The 23,073-nt window shown below is 75.5% G+C and carries 2 protein-coding genes and 1 pseudogene; all 3 read left to right on the top strand.

Annotated elements, in window-relative coordinates:
* Positions 1-145: 145 nt before the first annotated feature.
* Positions 146-12,376 carry a type I polyketide synthase gene (locus DTL70_RS34585; protein ID WP_245980012.1) on the top strand — a complete coding sequence of 4,077 codons (12,231 nt, stop codon included), beginning with the start codon at positions 146-148 and terminating at the stop codon, positions 12,374-12,376.
* Positions 12,377-12,444: 68 nt separating this feature from the next.
* Positions 12,445-21,165, top strand: coding sequence for a type I polyketide synthase (locus DTL70_RS34590; RefSeq protein WP_245980022.1), 8,721 nt, complete (start codon positions 12,445-12,447; stop codon positions 21,163-21,165).
* Between the two features lie 110 nt (positions 21,166-21,275).
* Positions 21,276-23,073: pseudogene (locus DTL70_RS29625) on the top strand (type I polyketide synthase); the annotation flags it as partial.

Below are 23,073 nucleotides of genomic sequence, written 5' to 3' on the forward strand. Positions count from 1 at the left end.
CCGCACCACACCCACCTGGACCACCCACCACCCCACCCACCACACCCCCCTCCCCACCTACCCCTTCCAACACCACCACTACTGGCTGAAGCCAAGCGTCGCCACCGCCACTCAGCCCGGGGTCGACAGGCGCGACCACCCGCTCTTGAGCGCGGCCGTGCCGTTGGCGGGCGCGGACGCGGGCGTGGTGCTGACGGGCACGGTGGGGGCGGAGTCTCCCGAGTGGTGCGTCGATCACGCGGTCGCCGGGACGGTGCTGCTGCCCGGCACCGCCTTCGTGGAGATGGCGGTGCGGGCCGGCGACGAGGTCGGGTGCGGGTCGGTCGAGGAGCTGACGCTGCGGGCGCCGCTGGCGCTCACCGGGCCGGTGAACGTACAGGTCGCGGTGGGCGGGCCGGACGCGTCCGGACGCCGTCCCGTGACCGTGCACTCCCGGCCGGCACCGGCCCGTGCGGAGGCCGAGTGGACGCTCCACGCCGAAGGCCTGCTGGCGGAGGGCGACGCGGACGGCGCCGACGGCTCGTCCGCCGGTCTCACCACCTGGCCGCCGCCCGGTGCCCGCGCCCTGCCGACGGCCACGCTCTACGACGACCTGGCGAGCGAGGGGTACGACTACGGCCCCGCCTTCCAGGGCGTCCGTGCCCTCTGGCGCCGCGAGGACGCCGTCGACGACGGGAACGACGGTGGGGACGAGGTGTTCGCGGAGGTCGAGCTGCCGGCGGAGGCGGGGGCGGCCGACGGGTACCTGCTGCATCCGGCGCTCCTCGACGCCGCCCTGCACGCCGTGGCGGCGAGCGGGCTGCTGCCCCGAGTGGCGGGGATCCGGCTGCCGTTCGCGTGGTCGGGGGTGCGGGTGCACGCCTCCGGCGCGCGGGCGCTGCGGGTACTGGTGCGCCGTACGGGGCGGGAGACCGTGGAGCTGACGGCTGTGGACGGCACCGGGGCGCCGGTCGTGTCCGTGGCGTCGCTGGCGCTGGTGCCGGTTGCCGGGGAGGCGCTCCGTGCGCGCTCGCGGTCCGAGACGCTGCTCGCCGTGCGCTGGGAGGAGAGCGGCCCGGCCGAGTTCGAAGGGGCCGCCGTCGTCTCCGGGCCCGAAGGGCTCGACGTGCTCCTCGGACCCGCCGGGCCCGATGAGCCCGGCAGGTCCGAGGATTCCGGCGCGCTCTCTCCCGTGCTCCTGGACCTCGCGGGACCCTCCTCCCAGGAGCTCGGCGAGCTGGTCCTGTCCGTGCTGGAGGTCGTCCGCCGCTTCCTGACCGACCCGGGCCTTCGCGACCGCAGGCTGGTGGTACGGACCCGGGGCGCAGTCGCGGTGAACGAAGGCGACCGGGCCGCCGATCCGGCGGCGGCGGCCGTTTGGGGGCTGGTGCGATCGGCACAGAGCGAGCATCCCGGCCGGTTCGTCCTCATCGACACAGACGAGACAGACGAGACAGACGATACGGACGACACCGGCGAGCCCGGGGAGACCGACGTCACGCCCGTCGTCGCGGTTGTCGGGGAGGAGCCCCAGATCGCGCTGCGGGGCGGGACGCCGTACGTTCCGCGCCTCGTTCGGCATCCGCTCGCCGAGTGCGCTGTCGCGCCCGCGTTCGACCCCGGCCGTACGGTCCTGGTGACCGGCGGCACCGGTGGTCTGGGCTCGCTCGTGGCGCGGCACCTGGTCACCGTCCACGGGGCGCGGCGGCTGCTGCTGCTCAGCCGTTCGGGGGCGGACGCGGCCGGAGCAGACGAGCTGATCCGGACGTTGGCTGAGTCGGGTGCCGTCGTGGACGTACGTGCCTGCGACGTCGGGGACCGGGAGGCGCTGGCCCGCATCGTGGAAGAGGTGCAGGAGTCGGCGCATCCGCTGGGCGCCGTGGTGCACATGGCGGGTGTTCTGCAGGACGCGACGGTCGAGGGCCTGAGCGACGAGGCCATGGCGGCGGTGCTGCGGCCCAAGGCGCGGGCCGCCTGGCATCTGCACGAGCTGACCGCCGGGCTGGACCTGTCGGCCTTCGTGCTGTTCTCGTCGGTGGCGGGTGTCCTCGGCAACCCGGGGCAGGCCAACTACGCGGCGGCCAACGCGTTCCTCGACGCCCTGGCCGCGCGCCGGAGGCAACTGGGGTTGCCCGCACTGTCGTTGGCGTGGGGGTTGTGGGAGCAGCCGTCGGGGATGACCGGGCGGTTGGACGGGCGGGATCTGGCGCGTATGCGGCGTGCCGGGCTGCTGCCGCTGTCCGCCGGGGAGGGGCTGGCCCTGCTGGACACCGCCCTCGCCGGGACCGCGGCGCGGGACGGTGGCCCGGCCGCTGTGGTGCCGGCGCGGATCGACGCGGAGGCGCTGGTGCGGGCCGGGCGGCCGGTGCCTCCGCTGCTGTCGCGGCTCGCGCCGCGTTCCGTACGGCGGGCGGTCGCTCAGGGCACTCGAAGCGGTCAGGGTTCTCAGGGCGCGACGACGGCGTCCCGGTCCGGGCTGGAGGAGCGGCTGGCCGGGCTGTCCGCCGACGAGCGGGAGCGGCTGCTGTTGGGCGTGGTCCGCGACGAGACGGCGCTGGTGCTGGGGCACGAGAGCGGGAACGGGCTGGATGTGGCCCGTGAGTTCAGGGACCTGGGCCTCGACTCGCTGATGGCCGTCGAGGTGCGCAACCGGCTGGCGGCGGTCACCGGTCTCGCCCTGCCGTCCACGGTGGTCTTCGACCACCCCACGCCGCACGCTCTGGCCCGGTTCCTGGACGAGCGGCTGGCCGGGAACGAGGCCGTGCCGGGCGCGGCAGAGAGCGCCGTTGCGCGGGGCGCGGGGCGCGAGGACGAGCCGGTCGCTGTCGTCGGGATGGCCTGCCGCTATCCGGGTGCGGTGAACGGGCCGGACGATCTGTGGCGGCTGGTGCTCCAGGAGCGGGAGGCGGTGGGCGAGTTCCCCGTGGACCGTGGCTGGGACCTGGCCGCGCTGTTCGACACGGCGGACGGCGAGGGCGCGCGCGGCACGAGTGCCACGCGGCACGGCGGGTTCCTGGAGGACGCCGCCGGGTTCGACCCGGCGCTGTTCGGGATATCGCCGCGCGAGGCGCTGGCCATGGATCCGCAGCAGCGTCTGCTGCTCGAGGTGTCCTGGGAGGCCCTGGAGAACGCGGGGATCCCGGCAGAGGACGTGCACGGCTCGCGTGGCGGTGTGTTCGCCGGGCTGATGTACCACGACTACGGCAGCGGACGGACCGAGGTGCCGGAAGGTGTCGAGGGCCATCTGCTGACGGGCGGCGCGGGCAGTGTCGCCTCGGGTCGGATCGCCTACGCGCTGGGCCTTGAGGGGCCCGCCATGACGGTGGACACCGCGTGCTCGTCGTCGCTGGTGACGCTGCATCTGGCCGCGCAGTCGCTGCGGCGCGGGGAGTGCGATCTGGCGCTGGCCGGCGGAGTGACCGTGATGGTCACGCCGGACACGTTCGTGGAGTTCTCCCGGCAGGGCGGGCTCGCGCGCGACGGCCGCTGCAAGTCGTTCGCCGAGGGAGCCGACGGCACCGGCTGGTCGGAGGGCGTGGGCATGCTGCTGGTGGAGCGGCTGTCGGACGCGCGGCGCAACGGGCACCGGGTGCTGGCCGTGCTCCGCGGCTCGGCCGTCAACCAGGACGGCGCCTCCAACGGACTGACCGCGCCCAGCGGCATCGCCCAGCAGCGCGTCATCCGCGAGGCGCTCGCCGACGCCGGACTCGCTCCGGCCGACGTCGACGCCGTCGAGGGCCACGGCACCGGCACCGCCCTGGGCGACCCGATCGAGGCCGGGGCCCTGCTGGAGACGTACGGCAGGGACCGGGCGGCCGGACAGCCGCTCCATCTCGGCTCGGTGAAGTCCAACCTCGGCCACACCCAGGCCGCCGCGGGCGTCGCCGGTGTGATCAAGATGGTCAAGGCGCTGGACGAGGGCGTGCTGCCGCGCAGCCTGCACGCGGCCGAGCCCTCCTCGCACGTGGACTGGGCGTCCGGCGCGGTGGAACTGCTCGCGCGCACGCGGGCGTGGCCTGAGGTGGACAGGCCACGGCGGGCCGCGGTGTCGTCGTTCGGGATCAGCGGCACGAACGCGCACGTCATCCTGGAGCAGGCGCCGCCGCCCGCCGAGCCGCCCGAGCGCGGCCCGGATCCCGCCGTCGTGCCGCTGCTGCTGTCGGCGGCCGACGGGGAGGCGCTGCGCGCGCAGGCCGCACGGATCGCGGAGACCGTACAGACGGCGGAGACCGTGGAAACCGTGGAGGCGGCGGGGCACGCGGCGCCCGCGGCAACCGCGGACAGCCGTGTGGAACTCGCGGACGTGGCCTGGTCGTTGACGGCCACCCGCAGCGCGCTGCCCTGGCGGGCCGCGGTCGTCGCCGACGGGCGGGAACAGGCGGTCGAGCGGCTGCGGGCGCTGGCAGAGGGACGGTCAGCCGCGGGGACGTTGACCGGCAGGGCACGGAAGGACGCGCTGCTCGCGGTCGTCTTCAGCGGTCAGGGTAGCCAGCGGCTCGGCATGGGCCGGGAACTGTGCGAGACGCAGCCGGTGTTCGCCGCCGCCTTCGACGAGGTGTGCGAGCACTTCGCTCCGCATCTCGACCAGCCCCTGCGGGACGTCGTGTTCGGCACCGACCAGGAGTCGCTGGACCGTACCGACCACGCACAGGCCGCGATCTTCGCCGTCGAGGTGGCGCTGTACCGGCTCCTGGAGCACTGGGGCGTGCGGCCCGGTGTGCTGATCGGGCATTCCATCGGCGGGTTCGCGGCGGCCTGTGTCGCCGGGGTGTGGTCCCTGGCCGACGCCTGCGCGCTGGTGGCCGCGCGCGGGCGGCTGATGCGGGCCGTGCCGGCCGACGGGGCGATGGCCGCCGTGGAGGCCGGAGAGGAGGAGGCCGGGCGCACGCTCGCCGGGTACGGCGACCGGGTGTGCGTCTCCGCGGTCAACGGGCCGTCGTCCGTGGTCGTGTCCGGCGACCGCGAGGCCGTCGAGGAGGTGGCGGAGCGGTTCCGGGCGCGGGGGCGGCGAGTTCGGCTGCTGCGGGTCAGCCACGCCTTCCACTCGGCGCACATGGACACGGTGCTGGACGACTTCGCCGACGCCCTGTCCCACGTCTCCTTCCATCCGCCCGCGCTGCCCGTCGTGTCCGATCTGACCGGCGCACCGGCCGATCCGGACGCGTTGTGCTCGCCCGCCTACTGGGTGCGGCACGTGCGCGAGGCGGTCCGCTTCGCCGACGGTGTCGGCGCGCTGCACGCGGCGGGCGCCACGGCGTACCTGGAACTGGGGTCCGCGGGAGCGCTCGCCGGGGCCGTGCGCGAGAGCCTGCCCGAGGACGCCTCTGCCGTGATCGTCGCGGCGCTGCGCACCGACCGGTCGGAGACGGCGGCCTTCGTGGAGGCACTGTCGGCGCTGCACCTGTCGGGTCTGCGGGTGGAGTGGTCGCGGGCGTTCGAAGGCACGGGCGCCCGGACCGTCGAGCTGCCCGGCTACCCCTTCCGGCATCGCCGCTTCTGGCTGTCCGCACCCGCCCGGACGACGACCGCCCTCGATACGTTCGGGGGGCTCGCCTCGGAGCTGGACCTCACCGAGGAGCAGACGCGGACGCTGGACGCGTTGCTGAGCACCCGGGACCGCGCGGACCGGCTGCGGCGCTGTGCCCACCGGGTGGCGTGGGTACCGGTGACCGCCGACAGGCCGCGGCTGCGCGGGCGGTGGCGCGTGGCCCTGCCGGCCGGAGCCGACCCGGCGGACCCACGGGCGACGGCTCTCCGCTCCGCGCTGGAGCGGGCCGGGGCCGAGGTCGTGCCGGAGCCGGCGGCGGGCGCCGCCGGGGCCGGCGACGTCGCCGGTGTCGTGGTCGCGGCTGCCCTCGCGCCGAATCCGGGGTTGTTCGCGCTGGCGGCCGCCCAGGAGGCGGCCCGGGACGCGGCGGCGGACGCCCCGCTGTGGTTCCTCACCGAAGGGGCCGTCTCCACCGGGGCCCAGGATCCGGTACGGGCGGTGGAGCAGGCCGCGGTGTGGGGGCTCGGCCAGGTGGTCTCGCTCGAACTTCCCGCCGCCTGGGGCGGTCTGGCGGACGTGGGCGACTTCGGCGACCGCGACCTCGACGCCCTGTGCGCCGTACTCGCCGAGGCAAACGGCCCCGGCCGGGAGGACCAGGTCGCGCTGCGCGCCGGGCACGCCCGGGGACGCCGTGTCGTACCGGCCGCCGGCGGTACGGCCGGTACGAGGGCAGCCGGTACGGGCACGGCCGGTACGGCGACAGTCGGCACCGTGGCGCCCCGGCGGCCGTGGCGGGCCGGTGGGACCGTTCTCGTCACTGGCGGTACCGGGGCGCTCGGCGCCCACGTGGCCCGGTGGCTCGCGGTAAACGGCGCCCGGCGGCTCGTCCTCACCGGTCGCCGCGGCGAGGCCGCTCCGGGCGCGGCCGGCCTCGTGGCCGCGCTGCGGGAGAGCGGCGCCGAGGTGTCGGTGGAGTCCTGCGACACCGCGGACCGCGCCGCGCTCGCCGACCTGCTCGCGCGCCACCGGCCCACCTCCGTCTTCCACGCGGCCGGTGCCTTCGAGGCACACCCGGTGGCCGGGCTGTCGGCCGAGGAGTGGGCCGCGGTGGTCGCGGGCAAGGCCGACGGGGCGCGCCATCTGAACGAGTTGACCCAGGAGCTTCGCCTGGAGCTGGACGCCTTCGTGCTGTTCTCCTCGGTCGCCGGGGTGTGGGGCAGCGCGGGACAGGCCGCGTACGCCGCGGGCAACGCGGTACTGGACGCCCTCGCCCAGCGGCGGCGGGCCGACGGGCTGTGCGCGACGTCCGTCGCGTGGGGGCCGTGGGCGGGCGCCGGTATGGCGGAGGACGAGGAGGTGGCAGTGCTGCTGCGGCGCGGCGGCCTGCGCCCCCTGGATCCGGCGGAAGCCCTGGCCGCGCTGGGGCGCACGCTGGAGTCGGACCGGGCCTGTCACGTCGTCGCCGATGTGGACTGGGAGCGGCTGACGACGCTGTTCTCCGCCGTGCGGCCCGGCCCGCTGTTCGCCTTGGCGGCGGCGCACGGCGACGCGGAAGCCGCCGCCGAGGGCGGAGCGGCGGACGAAGCGGCGGCCGGCGGCGACTTCGCGCGCCGCATGGGCGCGCTGCCGCCCGTCGAGCAGGAACGTGCGGTGCTGGCACTGGTACGGGACGAGGTGGCGGCGGCCCTCGGGCACGACACGGCACACGACCTCGACGTCACGCAGACGTTCAAGAGCCTGGGCCTGGACTCGCTGACCGCCGTGGAGGCGCGCAACCGGATCACGGCGGCGACCGGCCTCGCCCTGCCCGCCACCGTCGTCTTCGACCACCCGACCCCGCAGGACCTGGCCCGCTCGGTACGCGGCCGACTGGCGGGCGCGGAGCGGGAGTCCGCGCCGCCCGCTGCGGTAACGGATGCGACGGCGGACGAGCCGGTGGCCGTCGTCGGCATGGCCTGCCGCTACCCGGGCGGCGCGGTCAGCCCCGAGGACCTGTGGCGGCTGGTGGCCGAGGAGCGGGACGCCGTCGTGGACTTCCCGACCGACCGCGGCTGGGACCTGGCCACGCTCTACGACCCGGACTCGACCACGTCAGGAACCACGTACTCGCGCGAGGGCGGATTCCTGGACGACATCGCCGGCTTCGACCCGGGGCTGTTCGGGATATCGCCACGCGAGGCGCTGGCCATGGACCCGCACCAGCGGCTGCTGCTGGAGACGACCTGGGAGGCGTTCGAGCGGGCCGGTATTCCGCCGACCTCGCTGCGCGGCAGCAGCACCGGCGTCTTCGTCGGCGCCGGTGAACAGGACTACGCGGGCGCGGTGACGGACGCCCCCGAAGGGGTCGCCAACCACTTGCTGCTCGGGCACACCGCCAGCGTGCTGTCCGGCCGGGTCGCCTACGTCTTCGGCCTCGAAGGCCCCACCCTCACCCTCGACACGGCCTGCTCGGCGGGCCTGGTCGCCCTGCACCTCGCGGTGCGGGCCCTGCGCGGCGGGGAATGCGACCTGGCGGTGGCGGGCGGCGCGACGGTCATGTCGACGCCGGGCGGCTTCGTGGAGTTCAGCAGGCAGCAGGTGCTCGGCAGGACCGGGCGCTGCCGCTCGTACTCCGAGGACGCGGACGGCTCCGCCTTCTCCGAGGGCATCGGCACACTCGTCGTCGAGCGGCTGTCGGACGCGCGGCGCAACGGGCATCCGGTGCTGGCCGTGATCCGCGGCTCGGCCGTCAACCAGGACGGCGCCTCCAACGGACTGAGCGCGCCCAGCGGCACCGCCCAGCAGCGGGTCATCCGGCAGGCCCTCTCCGACGCCGGGCTGCCGCCGGACGGCGTGGACGCCGTCGAGGGGCACGGCACCGGCACCCCGCTCGGCGACCCCATCGAGGCGTCCGCGCTCATCGCCGCCTACGGGCAGGACCGGCCCGCCGAACGGCCGCTGTATCTGGGATCGCTGAAGTCCAACATCGGCCACACGCAGGCCTCGGCGGGTATCGCGGGCGTGATGAAGATGGTGCACGCCCTGCGCCACGGCGTCCTGCCCCGCACCCTGCACGTGGCCGCCCCCTCCTCGCACGTGGACTGGTCCTCCGGCGGGCTGGAACTGCTCACCGAGAGCCGGGCGTGGCCACAGGTCGAACGGGCGCGGCGGGCGGCCGTGTCGGCGTTCGGGATCAGCGGGACGAACGCGCACGTGATCCTGGAGGAGCCGCCGGGCAGCGCGGCGCAGGAAGAAGGGGAACTCGGACCGGAGGGGGACCGGGGACTGGGACCGGATCCGCAACCCGTGTCCGCCCCCGCCCCCGCGGCCCTCGCCTCCGGACCCGCCGTCCTGCCCCTGTCCGCCGCGACCGGGGCCGGGCTGCGCGATCAGGCCCGGCGGCTGCACGGCTGGCTCGCCGGCCGGCCCGGGCTGGAACTTCCCCTGCTGGGGCGGGCGCTGGCGGCCACGCGCGTGACGGAGCTCGAACACCGTGCGGCCGTCGTCGCCGGCGAGCGGGACGAGGCGCTGGCCGCGCTCACCGCGCTGGCCGACTCCGAAGCGCACGCCGCGCTGGTCACCGGCGCGGCCGCGCCGGGCGCGGGGCCGGTCCTGGTCTTCCCGGGGCAGGGCTCGCAGTGGCCCGGCATGGCGCTCGGACTCCTCAACTCCTCCCCCGTGTTCGCCCGGTCCCTCGACGTGTGCGACAAGGCGCTGGGAGAGTTCGTGGACTGGTCGGTCCTCGACGTGCTGCACGGCCGTCCGGGCGCGCCCTCGATGGAGCGGCTCGACGTGGTCCAGCCGCTGCTGTTCGCGGTGATGGTGGCGCTGGCCGACACCTGGCGGGCGGCCGGGGTGGTGCCTGCGGCGGTCGTCGGGCACTCGCAGGGCGAGGTGGCGGCGGCCTGCGTCGCGGGCGCGCTGTCCCTGCCGGACGCGGCACGGATCATCTGCCTGCGCAGCAAGGCCATGCAGGAGGAGCTGTCCGGGCTCGGCGCCATGGCGTCGGTGGCCCGCTCCCGGGAGTGGGTCGCCGCCCGGCTGGAGCGCTGGGGCGGGCGGCTGAGCGTGGCCGCCGTCAACGGACCCGAGTCGGTGGTGGTGTCGGGCGAGGCCACCGCCGTGGAGGAGTTTCTGGCGGACGCCGAGTCGGCGGGCGTCCGCGCCCGCCGGGTCAAGGGCGCGATCGCCGCCGGGCACTCGGCCCAGGTGGAACTGGTGCGCGAGCGCGTCCGCGGCGAGTTGGCCCCCGTCGCACCGAGGCCGGGCGAGGTCCCGGTCGTCTCGACGGTCACGGCTGCCCTGGCCGACGGGTCCGGGATGGACGCCGACTACTGGTACCGCAACATGCGCGAGCCGGTGCGCTTCGACGCCGCCGTACGCGAGCTGCTCGACCGCGGGCACCGGGTGTTCCTCGAGGCGAGCCCCCATCCCGTGCTGCTGGCGGGGCTCCAGGAGGTCATGGAGGACGCGGGCGCTTCCGCGTCCGCGCTGGGGACGCTGCGCCGGGACGAGGGCGGACCGCACAGGTTCGCGCTCTCGCTGGGCGCGGCGTACGTCGCCGGTGCGCCCGTCGACTGGCCGCGGGCGGTGCATCCGCAGGTACGGGCCGCCTTCGTCGACCTTCCGACGTACGCCTTCCAGCGGCAGCGGTACTGGCTGGACGCACCGCGCCAGTCGGCCTACTTCACCTCGCCCGCCGCCGCGCAGGCGCCGGACGCGGCCGGGGAAGGGGACGGGGCCGCGGCCCAGCGGCGCTTCTGGGACGCGGTCGTGAGCGGGGACGTCGAGGCGCTCCTGGGCGAACTGCCCCTCGTGAACGGCCAGGTGGACTCGTTGCTGGACGTACTGCCCGCGCTCGCCGACTGGCGGGAGACCTCCCGTGAGGACGCGGCGCTGGACCGGTGGCGGCACCGGGTGGTGTGGGAGCCGGTGCGCGCCGCCGCACGGCCCTCACTGGCCGGGGACTGGCTGCTCCTCGTACCCGACGACGCGGCGGCCCGTTCGGTGGCCGCGCAGATCGGAACGGCGCTCGACGCGCACGGGGCGCGCACGAGACAGCTCGGACTGCCCGCCGGGGCCGGCCGGGCCGCCGTGGCGGAGGCGCTGGACGGGTTCGAGGCCCCAGCCGGTGTACTGGCGCTGACCGGGCTGCTGGAGGGCGTGTGCCCCGGTCACGACGCCGTGCCGTCGGCACTGGCGGCCACGCTGGCCGTCGTCCAGGCCCTCGGCGACGTGGACTGGCCTGCGCCGCTGTGGGTGCTCACCCGGGGCGCGGTCGGCGCGGAGCCGGCGGATGCCGTGTCCGCGCCGGAGCAGGCCACGGTGTGGGGGCTCGGGGCCACCGCGCGCCAGGAGCATCCCGAGCGGTGGGGCGGGGTCGTCGATCTGCCCGCCGGGCAGGAACCGGGGGCGCGCGAGCTGACGCGGCTGGTGGCCGCGGTGTCCGGGGACACCGGTGAGGACGAGGTGGCGGTCCGCGCTACGGCGGCGCTGACCCGGCGGCTGGTGCCCGCACCGCTCGACGAACGGCCGGAGCGCTGGAAGCCCACGGGGACGGTGCTGGTCACCGGCGGCACGGGCGCCCTCGGCGCCCATGTGGCCCGGCATCTGGCCGCCCTCGGGGCGCCCCACCTGCTGCTGGCCGGACGGCGGGGCCCGGACGCGCCGGGTGCGCGGGAGCTGGAGGCCGAACTCGCCGCGCTCGGCGCGCGGGTGACCGTCGCCGCCTGCGACCTCGGCGACCGTACCGCCGTGGAGGAACTGCTGGCTCGGGTGCCGGTGGAGGATCCGCTGACCGCCGTGGTGCACACGGCGGCGGTCGTGGACGACGCGCTGCTGACGTCCCTGACGGCCGATCAGCTCCAGCGGTCGCTGCGCGTGAAGGCACGGGCGGCGCACCATCTCGACGAGCTGACACGGGACCTTCCGCTGGACGCGTTCGTGCTGTTCTCGTCGTTCGCGGGCGTCACGGCGGATGCCGGGCAGGGCGGCTACGCGCCCGGCAACGCCTACCTCGACGCGCTCGCGCTGCGGCGCCGGGCGCTGGGCCTGCCCGCGCTGTCCGTCGGCTGGGGGCACTGGGCGGGCGGCAGCGGTCTCGAGGGCGGCGAGGTGATGGCCAACCGGCTGCAGCGGTTCGCGATGGAGTCGATGGACCCGGGGCGGGCGGTGCGCGCGCTGGAGCGGGCGGTGGCCTGCGACAGCGGCCACCTGGTCGTCGCGGACGTGGACTTCGGCCGCTCCGGCGCCGGCTCGGCGGGCGCCCGGCCGACCCGGCTGTTCCTCGGCCTCCCCGGCTACCGCAAGGCCTCAGGGCCGGACGCCGCGGACCCGGCGGAGTCCGCGGCCGGTGCGGCGGAGGCTCAGACCGGCGCCGGACTCCGTGACCGGCTCGGGGAGGCGGCGGCCGGCGACCGTGCGGCGCTGGTGCGGGACCTGGTGCTGCGCCAGCTCGCCGCGGTGCTCGGACACGCCGACCCGGGCGCGATCTCGGCCACCCGGCTCTTCCGCGAACTCGGCATCGACTCGCTCACAGCGGTGGAGTTCCGCAACCGGCTCGGCGCGGCCACCGGGCTGCGGCTGCCGGTGGGAGTCGTCTTCGACCACCCCACGCCGGAGGCGCTGGCGGCCCACGTCCTCACCGAGCTCGCCCTCGACGACGGGCCCACCACGGACGGGCCCGCGTCCGCAGAGGACGAAGACCTCCCGGTGGAGGCCGAACTGGGCCGTCTGGAGGCGGCCTTGGACCGCCTGGACGCCCCCGCCTCGTCGGCGGTGGCGTCCCGGCTGCGGGCCCTGCTCGCCCGGCTCCCGGACACCCCGGCTGCGGACGGGGACCGGGACGGGGACGACGGCGGTGACGCGCTGGCTTCGGCGACGAGCGCCGAGGAGGTTCTCGGCCTCATCCAGAAACGGTTCGGCCGATGAGCGGCACCCCGGCCCGGCCCCGGGCACAGGACCAGCGACAGGACCAGGCAGCACAGGAGATGCGTGCAGTGACGAGCAGCGACAGCGACCGCGGCACCGGCTCCCCGGAGACCGGCGACGACAAGGTCGTCGAGACCCTCAAGTGGATGGCGGACGAACTCACCTCCGCCAAGCGGCAGATGGCGCAGCTGGAGGCCGAGCGCGCGGAGCCGGTCGCCATCGTCGGCATGGGCTGCCGCTTCCCCGGGGACGTCTCCTCCCCCGACGAGCTGTGGCGGCTGCTGTCCGAGGGCACGGACGCGATCGGGCCGCTGCCCGCCGACCGGGGCTGGCAGCTGCCGGAGCTCTACGACCCGGACCCGGCCGCGCCCGGCACGGCGTACGTCAGCGAGGGCGGGTTCCTCGCCACGGCGGGCGACTTCGACGCGGCCTTCTTCGGGATCTCGCCGCGCGAGGCCCTCGCCATGGACCCGCAGCAGCGGCTGCTCCTCGAGGTCGCCTGGGAGACCCTGGAGGACGCGGCGATCGACCCCGAGGCGCTGCGCGGCAGCGGCACGGGTGTGTTCGTCGGCACCAACGGCCAGGACTACATCGCACCCATGATGGACGGCGTGGCGGACCTCGGCGGCTACCTCGGCCCCGGCTCCACACAGAGCGTGCTGTCCGGGAGGGTCGCCTACACGCTGGGCCTGGAGGGGCCCGCACTCACCGTGGACACCGCGTGCTCGGCGTCCCTGGTGGCGCTGCACCAGGCCGTACGGGCGCTGCGCGGCGGCGAGTGCGGCCTGGCTCTCGCGGGCGGGGCCACGGTGATGGCGACCCCGTGGACACTGGTGGAGTTCTCCCGGCAGCGAGGCCTGGCGCCGGACGGCCGCTGCAAGACGTTCTCGGAGCGGGCCGACGGCACCGCCGTGTCGGAGGGCGTGGGCATGCTGCTCCTGGAACGGCTCTCGGACGCCCGCCGCAACGGCCACCGGGTCCTCGCGGTCGTACGCGGCTCGGCCGTCAACCAGGACGGCGCCTCCAACGGACTGACCGCGCCCAGCGGCACGGCTCAGCAGCGGGTGATCCGGGCGGCACTCGAGGACGCGGGCCTGGCCCCGGCCGACGTGGACGCCGTCGAGGCGCACGGGACCGGCACCCGGCTCGGCGACCCCATCGAGGTGGACGCGCTGCTCGCCACCTACGGCCGGGACCGGGAGCCCGGGTCGCCGCTGTGGCTCGGGTCCGTCAAGTCCAACCTGGGCCACACTCAGGCCGCCGCCGGGGTCGCCGGCGTCATCAAGACCGTCCTCGCCCTGCGGCACGGCGTCCTGCCCCGCACCCTGCACGCCGAGCCGCCCACCACGCACGTCGACTGGGACACGGCCGGCGTCGGGCTGCTGCACGACGAGCGGCAGTGGCCACGGACGGATCGGCCGCGCCGCGCCGCGGTGTCGTCCTTCGGGATCAGCGGGACGAACGCACACGTGGTGCTGGAGGAGGCCGACGAGACCGACGGCGGGGCCGTCGAGGCCGGCGGGCCCGGTCCGTCCGCCGAGGCCCCGGCGGACGGCGAAGGGCAGGCCCGCCACGGCGCCCCCTCGGCGCTGCCCTGGCTGCTCTCCGCCCACACACCCGAGGCGCTGCGCGGCCAGGCGGCCCGGCTGGCCGGCCATCTGCGGGCGGAGCCCCGGCTGCGCCCGCTGGACCTCGCCTGGTCGGCCGCCACCACCCGGGCCAGGATGCGGCACCGTGCCGTGGTCGTCGCTGCGGACGGCGAAGAGCTGCTGGCCGGGCTGGGTGCGCTGGCCGACGGCACGCCGGGCGCGGGTGTCGCCCGCGGCGAGGCGGCGGAACAGCCCTCGCTGACGCTGCTGTTCACCGGCCAGGGCGCGCAGTACGCGGGCATGGCAGGGGAGCTGTCGAAGGAGTTCCCCGTGTTCGCCGCCGCCCTCGACGAGGTGTGCGCGCACCTCGACCCGCTGCTCGAACGCCCGCTGCGGCCGGTCCTGTCCGGCGACCCGGCGGCCCTGGACCGTACGGCGTTCACCCAGCCCGCCCTGTTCGCCGTCGGGACGGCGCTGTTCCGGCTGGTGGAGTCCTGGGGGGTGGTCCCGAAGCGGCTGGCCGGACACTCCGTCGGCGAGCTGACCGCCGCGCACGCCGCCGGGGTGCTGTCGCTGGCCGACGCGTGCGCGCTGGTGGCCGCGCGCGGCCGGGTCATGGACCGGCTGCCGGAGGGCGGCGTGATGATCTCGGTGCGGGCGGGTGAGGCCGAGACCCGGGAGCTGCTCACGCCCGGCGTCGGCATCGCCGCCGTCAACGGCCCGCGGTCCGTCGTGCTGTCGGGCGAGGCGCGGGCGACCGAGGAGGTGGCACGCACGCTGGCGGAGCGCGGTCACAAGACCCGGCGTCTGACCGTCAGCCACGCCTTCCACTCGGTGCTCATGGAACCCGCCATGGCCGCGTTTCGCGAGGTGGCCGCCCGGTTGGCCTACCACGCGCCGCGGATCCCCCTGGTCTCGTCGCTCACCGGTGACCTCGCCGCACCCGGCGAGGTCACCGACCCCGAGTACTGGGTACGGCACCTGCGCGAACCGGTCCGCTTCCTGGACGCCGTGCGCGCCGCGGAGGCGGACGGCGGGCGGGTCTTCTTGGAGATGGGGCCCGACGGGGTGCTCGCGTCGATGGCGGCGGACTGCCTCGTCGACCCCGCGGCCGCGGTCCTGGCTCCGACGCTGCGCAAGGGCCGTCCCGAGACACGGTCCCTGCTGGCCGGGCTCGGCCAGGCGTACGCGGCGGGGGTGCACGTCGACTGGGACGCGGTGTTCGCCGGCACGGGCGCGGTGCGCGCACCGCTGCCGACGTACGCCTTCGAACGCCGACGGTACTGGATCACGGCCAACCGCTCGTCCGGCGGCGCCTCCTGTCCCGCACGGCTCCCCGCCGAACGCGTCTCCCCCTCCCCCGCAAGGCCCGACGCCCCCGCAGCGGCGGAGACGCTCACCCTGGTCCGATCCGCCACCGCCGCCGTGCTCGGGCACGCGTCGAAGGAAGCCGTGGAGACCGACCGCTCCTTCTCCGAACTGGGCGTGACCTCCGTCGGCGCGGTAGAACTGTGCACCGAACTGCGCGCGGCGACGGGCCTGTCCGTGCCCGCGTCGGCCGTCTTCGACCATCCCACCCCGCAGGCGCTCGCCGCCCATCTGGACCAGGAGCGCCGCGGCGGGCACGCGCCGGAGCCCGGTACGGCCCCGGCCCCGGTCCGCCGCCGTGCGCCCGACGAGCCGGTCGCGATCATCGGCATGGGCTGCCGCTTCCCCGGCGGGGTCACGAGCCCCGAAGACCTGTGGCGGGTGGTGGCCGACGAGTGCGACGTCCTCGGCGCCTTCCCCGAGAACCGCGGCTGGGACCTGGAGGAGCTGTTCAGCACGGACGGCGACCGGGGCACGTCGACGGAGGCGCGGGAGAGCGGCTTCCTGCACGACGCGGGCGAGTTCGACCCGGCGTTCTTCGGCATCTCGCCGCGCGAGGCACTGGCCATGGATCCGCAGCACCGGCTGCTCCTGGAGACGGCCTGGGAGGCGATGGAACGGGCAGGCCTGGACGCGGGCGCGCTGCGCGGCAGCCTCACCGGCGTGTTCGCGGGGCTGGTCGGCCACGACTACCTGCCGGGACCCGACCGGATGCCGGACGACCTGGTGCCGTACTTCGCCACGGGCATCGGCGGGTCCATCGCCAGCGGGCGCATCGCGTACACCTTCGGCTTCGAGGGCCCGGCGGTCACCGTGGACACGGCGTGCTCGTCTGCTCTGGTCGCGCTGCACCAGGCGGTACGGGCGCTGCGCGACGGCGAGTGTGACCTGGCGCTGGCCGGGGCCGCGACGGTGATGGCCACGCCGGGCGCCTTCGTCGGGTTCTCCGGGCAGGGGCTGATGGCGCCGGACGCGCGCAGCAAGTCGTTCGCGGAGGCGGCCGACGGCACGATGTGGTCGGAGGGCGTGGGCATGCTGGCGGTGGAGCGCCTGCCGGACGCGCTGCGCAACGGGCACCGGGTGCTGGCCGTCGTCCGCGGCTCTGCGCTCAACCAGGACGGCACCTCCAACGGGCTGACCGCGCCCAACGGCACGGCTCAGCAGCACGTCATCCGCCAGGCGCTCGCCGACGCCGGACTCGCCCCCGCCGACGTGGACGCCGTCGAGGCGCACGGCACCGGCACCCGGCTCGGCGACCCCGTCGAGGCGCACGCGCTGATGGCGACGTACGGCCGGGACCGGCCCGACGACCGGCCGCTGCGGCTCGGCTCGATCAAGTCGAACATCGGGCACACGCAGGGCGCGGCCGGCGTCGCGGGCGTCATCAAGACGGTGATGGCGCTGCGCCACGGGCTGCTGCCGCGCTCGCTGCACGTGGACCGGCCGTCGACGCGGATCGACTGGTCGCGCGGGGCGGTGCGGCTGCTGACCGAGGCCGAGGAGTGGCCGGCGGTGGACCGGCCGCGCCGGGCGGGTGTATCGGCGTTCGGTGCGAGCGGCACCAACGCGCACGTGATCCTCGAACAGGCTCCGTCCGAGCCGGCCTCGGACGAGTCGGGGCCGGACGAACCGGGGCCGGCCGGGTCGCGGGTGCTGCCGCCGGTCACGCCCCTGGTGCTGTCCGGGCACACGCCCGCGGCACTGCGCGGCCAGGCGGACCGGCTGGCCGCGCTGCTGGAGGCCGCCGAAGCGCCCGAACCGGCCGACGTGGCCTGGTCGCTGGCCACCACGCGCACGGCGCTGGCCCATCGCGCGGTGGTGCTCTCCTCCGGCCCTCACGACGCCCTTGCCGGGCTCCGGGCGCTGGCGGCGGGCGAGGAGTCGCCGCAGGTGGTCACCGGGGCGCCCACCGGGTCCGAGGCGGTGTTCGTCTTCCCCGGACAGGGCTCGCAGTGGGTCGGCATGGCCTCGGAACTGCTGGAGCGCTCCGAGGTGTTCCGGGACACGTTCGCCGACTGCGAGCGGGTCTTCGCGGACCTGGTCGGCTGGTCGGTGACCGGCGCGATGGCGGGGGCGTCGGACGCGCCGTCGCTGGAGCGGCTGGACGTGGTGCAGCCGGTGCTGTTCTCGGTGATGGTGTCCCTGGCCCGCACCTGGCAGGCGGCCGGGGTGCGCCCCGCGGCCGTCGTGGGCCACTCGCAGGGCGAGATCGCGGCGGCGCACGTGGCAGGTGCCCTCTCACTCAAGGACGCGGCCCGGGTGGTGGCGCAGCGCAGCCGCCTGATCGTGGACGTGGTGGGCCTGGGCGCGATGGCCGGGGTGTCCAAGTCACGCGAGTGGGTGCGCGAACGACTGGGGCCGTGGGAGCGGGAGTTGAGCGTCGGCGTGATCAACGGGCCCGAGTCCGTGGTCGTCACCGGCGAGGTGACGGCCCTGGAGGAGTTCCTCGAGGTCGCCGAGGCGGACGGCGCGCAGGTGCGCCGGGTGCGCGGCGCGGTGGCGCCGGGCCACGCCCCGCAGATGGAGCGGCTGCGCGGCCGGCTTCTCGAAGCCCTCGACGGGCTGGACCCGCGCGAGGGCACCGTTCCGTTGTGCTCGACCGTCACCGGGGAGCTGCTGGACACCTCGTCGATGTCCGGCGCGTACTGGTACCGCAACGCGCGCGAACCCGTGCAGTTCGACGCGGCCGTACGGCAGCTGCTGGACCGGGGGCACCGGGTGTTCCTGGAGATGAGCCCGCACCCGCTGCTGCTGGGCGGCATCACCGACATCGCCGCCTCCCAGGAGGAGGACGTACGGGTGGCGGCACTGGGCACCTTGCGCCGCGGCGACGGCGGCCCGGAGCGCACCGCGCGGGCCCTGGCCGACGCGTGGACGCACGGCGTGGCCGTGGACTGGGCCGCGGCCGTGTTCGAGGGAACCGGCGCGCGCCGCGTCGACCTGCCGACGTACGCCTTCCAGCGCGAGCACTACTGGCTGCGGCCGGAGAACGGGCCGGTGGGCGCCGGAGTGCGCGCCACCGGGCATCCCCTGGCCGACGCGAGCGTCGAACTCGCCGACGGCGGAGCGGTGTTGACCGGCCGACTGGTCCGGCGCTCACTGCCCTGGCTGGACGACCACGCGGTGGCCGGGTCGGCGATCCTGCCCGGCGCGGCCTTCGTGGAACTGGCGGTGCAGGCGGGCGACGCCGTCGGCTGCGGGACCGTGGAGGAGCTGACGCTCCAGCAACCGCTGGCCGTCCCGGCGAGCGGCGCGACGGTCGTCCAGGTGACGGTCGACGCGCCGGACGGTGCGGGGCGGCGCACCGTGCGCGTCCACGCGCGGCCTGACGCCGACGAGGAATCCGGGTGGGTCCAGCACGCCGAGGGATTCCTGGGGACCGCCGGAGCGGAACCCGAACCCCTCGCCGACTGGCCGCCCGCCGAAGCCGAACCCCTGCCGACCGAGGACGCCTACGCGCGCATCGCCTCCGCCGGCATCGAGTACGGGCCCGCCTTCCGCGGGTTGAGCGCCGCCTGGCGCCACGGCGACGTGCTCCTCGCCGAGGTGCGGCTCCCGCAGCCGGAGACGAAGAACGCCGCGCGGTACGGCATCCACCCCGCGCTCCTGGACGCGGCCCTGCACATCGTCGTCCTGGACGGTCTCGAGGACAGCGGGCAGCTCGCCTTCAGCTGGAGCGGTGTCACGCTGCACGCCCAGGGCGCCACCGAGCTGCGGGTAAGGGTCGTGCGGCTCGGCGACGGCGCCTTCGCTTTCCACCTGTACGACGGCGCCGGCCGGCCGGTGCTGACCGCCGAGTCCGTCACCGTACGGCCGATGGCGACCGCGGGGCCCACGGCGCACACCGGGACGGAGAACTCCCTGTTCCGTGTGGACTGGACACCCCTGCCGCCCTCCGGGACCGGCGCCATGCGCTGGGCGGTGCTGGGCGAGCGCTGCGAGGCGGTGTGGCCCGCCGAGGCGGGCACCGACCGCCGCTACCCCGACCTGGCCGCGCTGGCCGCCGCCGTGGACGCGGGCGCTCCCGTCCCCGACGCGGTGGTGGTGGCGGGCGGGGGCGGCGAACCGGGAGACCGGCGGGTACTGCTGGACGCACTGGCGCTGTGCCGGGCGTGGACGGCCGACGAGCGCTGGGCCCAGGCCCGGCTGGTCTTCCTCACCCGGCGGGCGGTGGCGGCCAGCCCGCCGCCCGCCCCGGCCGGCCCCGCACACCCGTCGCAAAGCGCCCCGGAGGACCTGGCGCACGCCCCCCTGTGGGGCCTGGTCCGCTCGGCGCAGCAGGAACAACCGGACCGCTTCGTGCTGCTGGACAGCGACACGGCGGCGGTGCCCCCGGTCGTCCTCACCGCGGCGCTCGGCTCGGACGAACCCCAACTGGCACTGCGCGACGGAGTACTGCGCGTCCCACGCCTCGCCCGCGCGACCGCCGCCGACCCGGCCGCCGGGGCCCACCGGGCCGCCGGAGCCGACGCGGCCGTTTCTGCCGCCCACCGCCCCCTCGACCCCGAGGGCACAGTTGTGATCACCGGCGGCACCGGCACCCTCGGCGGCATCCTCGCCCGCCACCTGGTCGCCCGGCACGGCGTACGGCACCTGCTGCTCACCGGCCGCCGGGGCACCGCAGCGCCGGGCGCCGAGCAGCTGCGCGCCGAACTGACGCAGGCCGGAGCGACAGTGACCGTGGCCGCCTGCGACGCGGCGGACCCCGAGGCCCTGGCCGGGCTGCTGGCGCGGGTCCCCGGCCGCCATCCGCTCACCGGAGTGTTCCACCTGGCCGGGGCCCTCGCCGACGGCGCTCTCGGCTCCCTCACCCCGGACCACGTCGAGACCGTGCTCCGGTCGAAGGCCGACGCGGCCTGGCACCTGCACCGGCTCACCCGGGAGGCCGACCTGGCCGCGTTCGTCGTGTACTCCTCGATGGCCGGCACCTTCGGCGGCGCGGGGCAGGCCAACTACGGTGCGGCGAACGCCTTTCTGGACGCCCTCGCCCAGCACCGGCGTTCGGTCGGGCTGCCCGGACTCTCCGTCTCCTGGGGCCTGTGGCAGGACCGTTCCGAGATGGGAGCCGGGCTCTCGGAGCAGGACCTGGCCCGCCGGATGTCCCGCTCCGGCACCCGCAGCCTGACCGCCGAGCAGGGCATGGGGCTGCTGGACGCCGCCCTCGAACGCGGCGATGCCCACCTGATCGCCGCCCGCTTCGACTTCCCCACCCTGCGTGCCCAGGCGGGAGACGGAACGCTCCCCGCACTGCTGCGCGGCCTGGTGCGGGCGGGCCGGCGCAGCGCGGGTGCCGCCGGGGAGGCCGACCTGCGGGAGCGGCTCGCCGCGCTCGGCCCCGCCGAACGCGGCGCCGCCCTCCTGACCACCGTCCGCACCACCGTGGCCGTCGTCCTCGGGCACGGCTCCGCCGAGCAGGTCGACGACGGCCTCGCCTTCCGGGAGCTGGGCCTTGACTCGCTGACCGCGGTGGACCTCCGCAACCGGCTCTCCGCGCTCAGCGGCCTGAAACTCCCGGCCACGCTCGCCTTCGACCACCCCACGCCGCGGGCCATCGCCGCCTACCTCGACGAGAGGCTGTTCGGCACCCCGGTCGAGACCGTCCCGCCGGTTCTCACCGACCTGGACCGGCTGGAACTGGCCCTGCTGGGCGCCGACACGGCCGACCCGGCCCTGCGGGCCAAGATCACCATGCGGCTGCACTCCCTCGTGACCCGGTGGAGCGACACCAACGCGCCGGCTACGGACGGCGGCGCCCGCGCCGAGGACCTCGGCCTGAAAGACGCATCGGTCGACCAGCTCCTCGACTTCATCGACGACATGGGCAGCTTCTGAGCCCTCACAGGCCACAAGCCTCCACCGACTCGGTCAGGACAGCTTCCTGGCCGCCGGCAGAAGGGACGCGTTCCGTGGAAGACACGCGGATCATCGAGTACTTGAAGCGTGTGACGGCCGAACTGCACCGTGCCCGCGCCCGGCTCCTGGAGCTGGAGTCGGGCCACCAGGAGCCCATCGCGATCGTCTCCGCGGCCTGCCGCTTCCCCGGCGGCATCGACTCGCCCGAGGACCTGTGGCGCGCGGTCGTCGACGAGCGCGATCTGATCTCGGCGATGCCCACCGACCGCGGCTGGGACATCGAGGAGTTGTACGACCCCGACCCGGACGCCGTCGGCCACATGTACGTCAAGGAGGGCGGCTTCCTCGAGGACGCGGCCGGCTTCGACGCCGCCCTCTTCGGTATCCCGCCCCGCGAGGCGCTGTCGATGGACCCTCAGCAGCGGCTGCTGCTGGAGACGACCTGGGAGACGTTCGAACGCGCGGGGCTCAATCCGCGCGGGATGGCCGGCTCCTCCACGGGCGTCTTCGTCGGCCTCCTCTCCCACGACCACGGCACCCGGCTGACCCCGGCTCCCGAGGGCTTCGAGGGAATGATCGGCGCCGGGAGCGCGGGAAGCATCGCCTCCGGCCGTCTGTCATATGTGTTCGGCCTGGAGGGGCCGGCCCTGACGGTCGACACAGCGTGCTCCTCGTCACTGGTCGCGCTGCACCTGGCCGCCCAGTCACTGCGCTCCGGCGAGTGCGACCTGGCCCTCGCGGGCGGCGCCACCGTCATGTCGACGGTCGAGTCCTTCATCGAGTTCTCCCGCCAGCGGGGCCTCGCACCCGATGCCCGGATCAAGGCCTTCGACGAGTCGGCGGACGGCTCGGCGTGGAGCGAGGGTGTGGGGACGGTGTTGGTCGAGCGGTTGTCCGATGCCCGCCGCAACCACCACCCCATCCTCGCCGTCATCCGCGGCTCCGCCATCAACCAAGACGGCGCCTCCAACGGACTGACCGCACCCAACGGACACGCCCAAACCCGCCTCATCCACACCGCCCTCAACAACGCCGGCCTCACCCCCCACGACATCGACGCCGTCGAAGCCCACGGCACCGGCACCCGCCTCGGCGACCCCATCGAAGCCACCGCACTCCTCAACACCTACGGCCAACACCACACCCCCACCACACCCCTATGGCTCGGCTCCATCAAAACCAACATCGGCCACACCCAAGCCGCCGCCGGCATCGCCGGCATCATCAAAATCACCCAAGCCCTCCACCACGCCCACCTCCCCCGCACCCTCCACACCACCCAACCCACCACCCACGCCGACTGGACCACCGGCACCATCCAACTCCTCACCCACAGCCAACCCTGGCCCCACCACCCCAACAAACCCCGCCGCGCCGCCATCTCCGCCTTCGGCATCAGCGGAACCAACGCCCACACCATCCTCGAACAACCACCACAACCCGAACCCACCAACCAAGACACCAGCACCAGCGAACCCACCACCCAGCACGCCCCGACCCCCGCGCTTCCCCTCCTCCTGTCCGCAGCAACCCCCCAAGCACTCACCGCCACCGCCAAAAACCTCGCACAACACCTCGACACCCACCCCCACATCCCCCTCCCGGACATCGCACACGCCCTCGCCACCACCCGCGCCCACCTCACCCACCGCGCCGCCATCATCACCCACCACCGCGACCACGCCCTCCACGCCCTCAACGCCCTCGCCGACGGCCGCCCCCTCCCCCACCTCATCACCGCACAAGCCAACACCACCGGCCCCGGCCCCATCTTCATCTTCCCCGGCCAAGGCTCCCAATGGCACGGCATGGCCCACACCCTCTACACCGAAAACCCCACCTTCCGCGCCTCCCTCCAAGACTGCGCAGACGCCCTCGACCCCCTCA

Source organism: Streptomyces diacarni (assembly GCF_003323715.1).
Lineage (GTDB): Bacteria > Actinomycetota > Actinomycetes > Streptomycetales > Streptomycetaceae > Streptomyces > Streptomyces diacarni.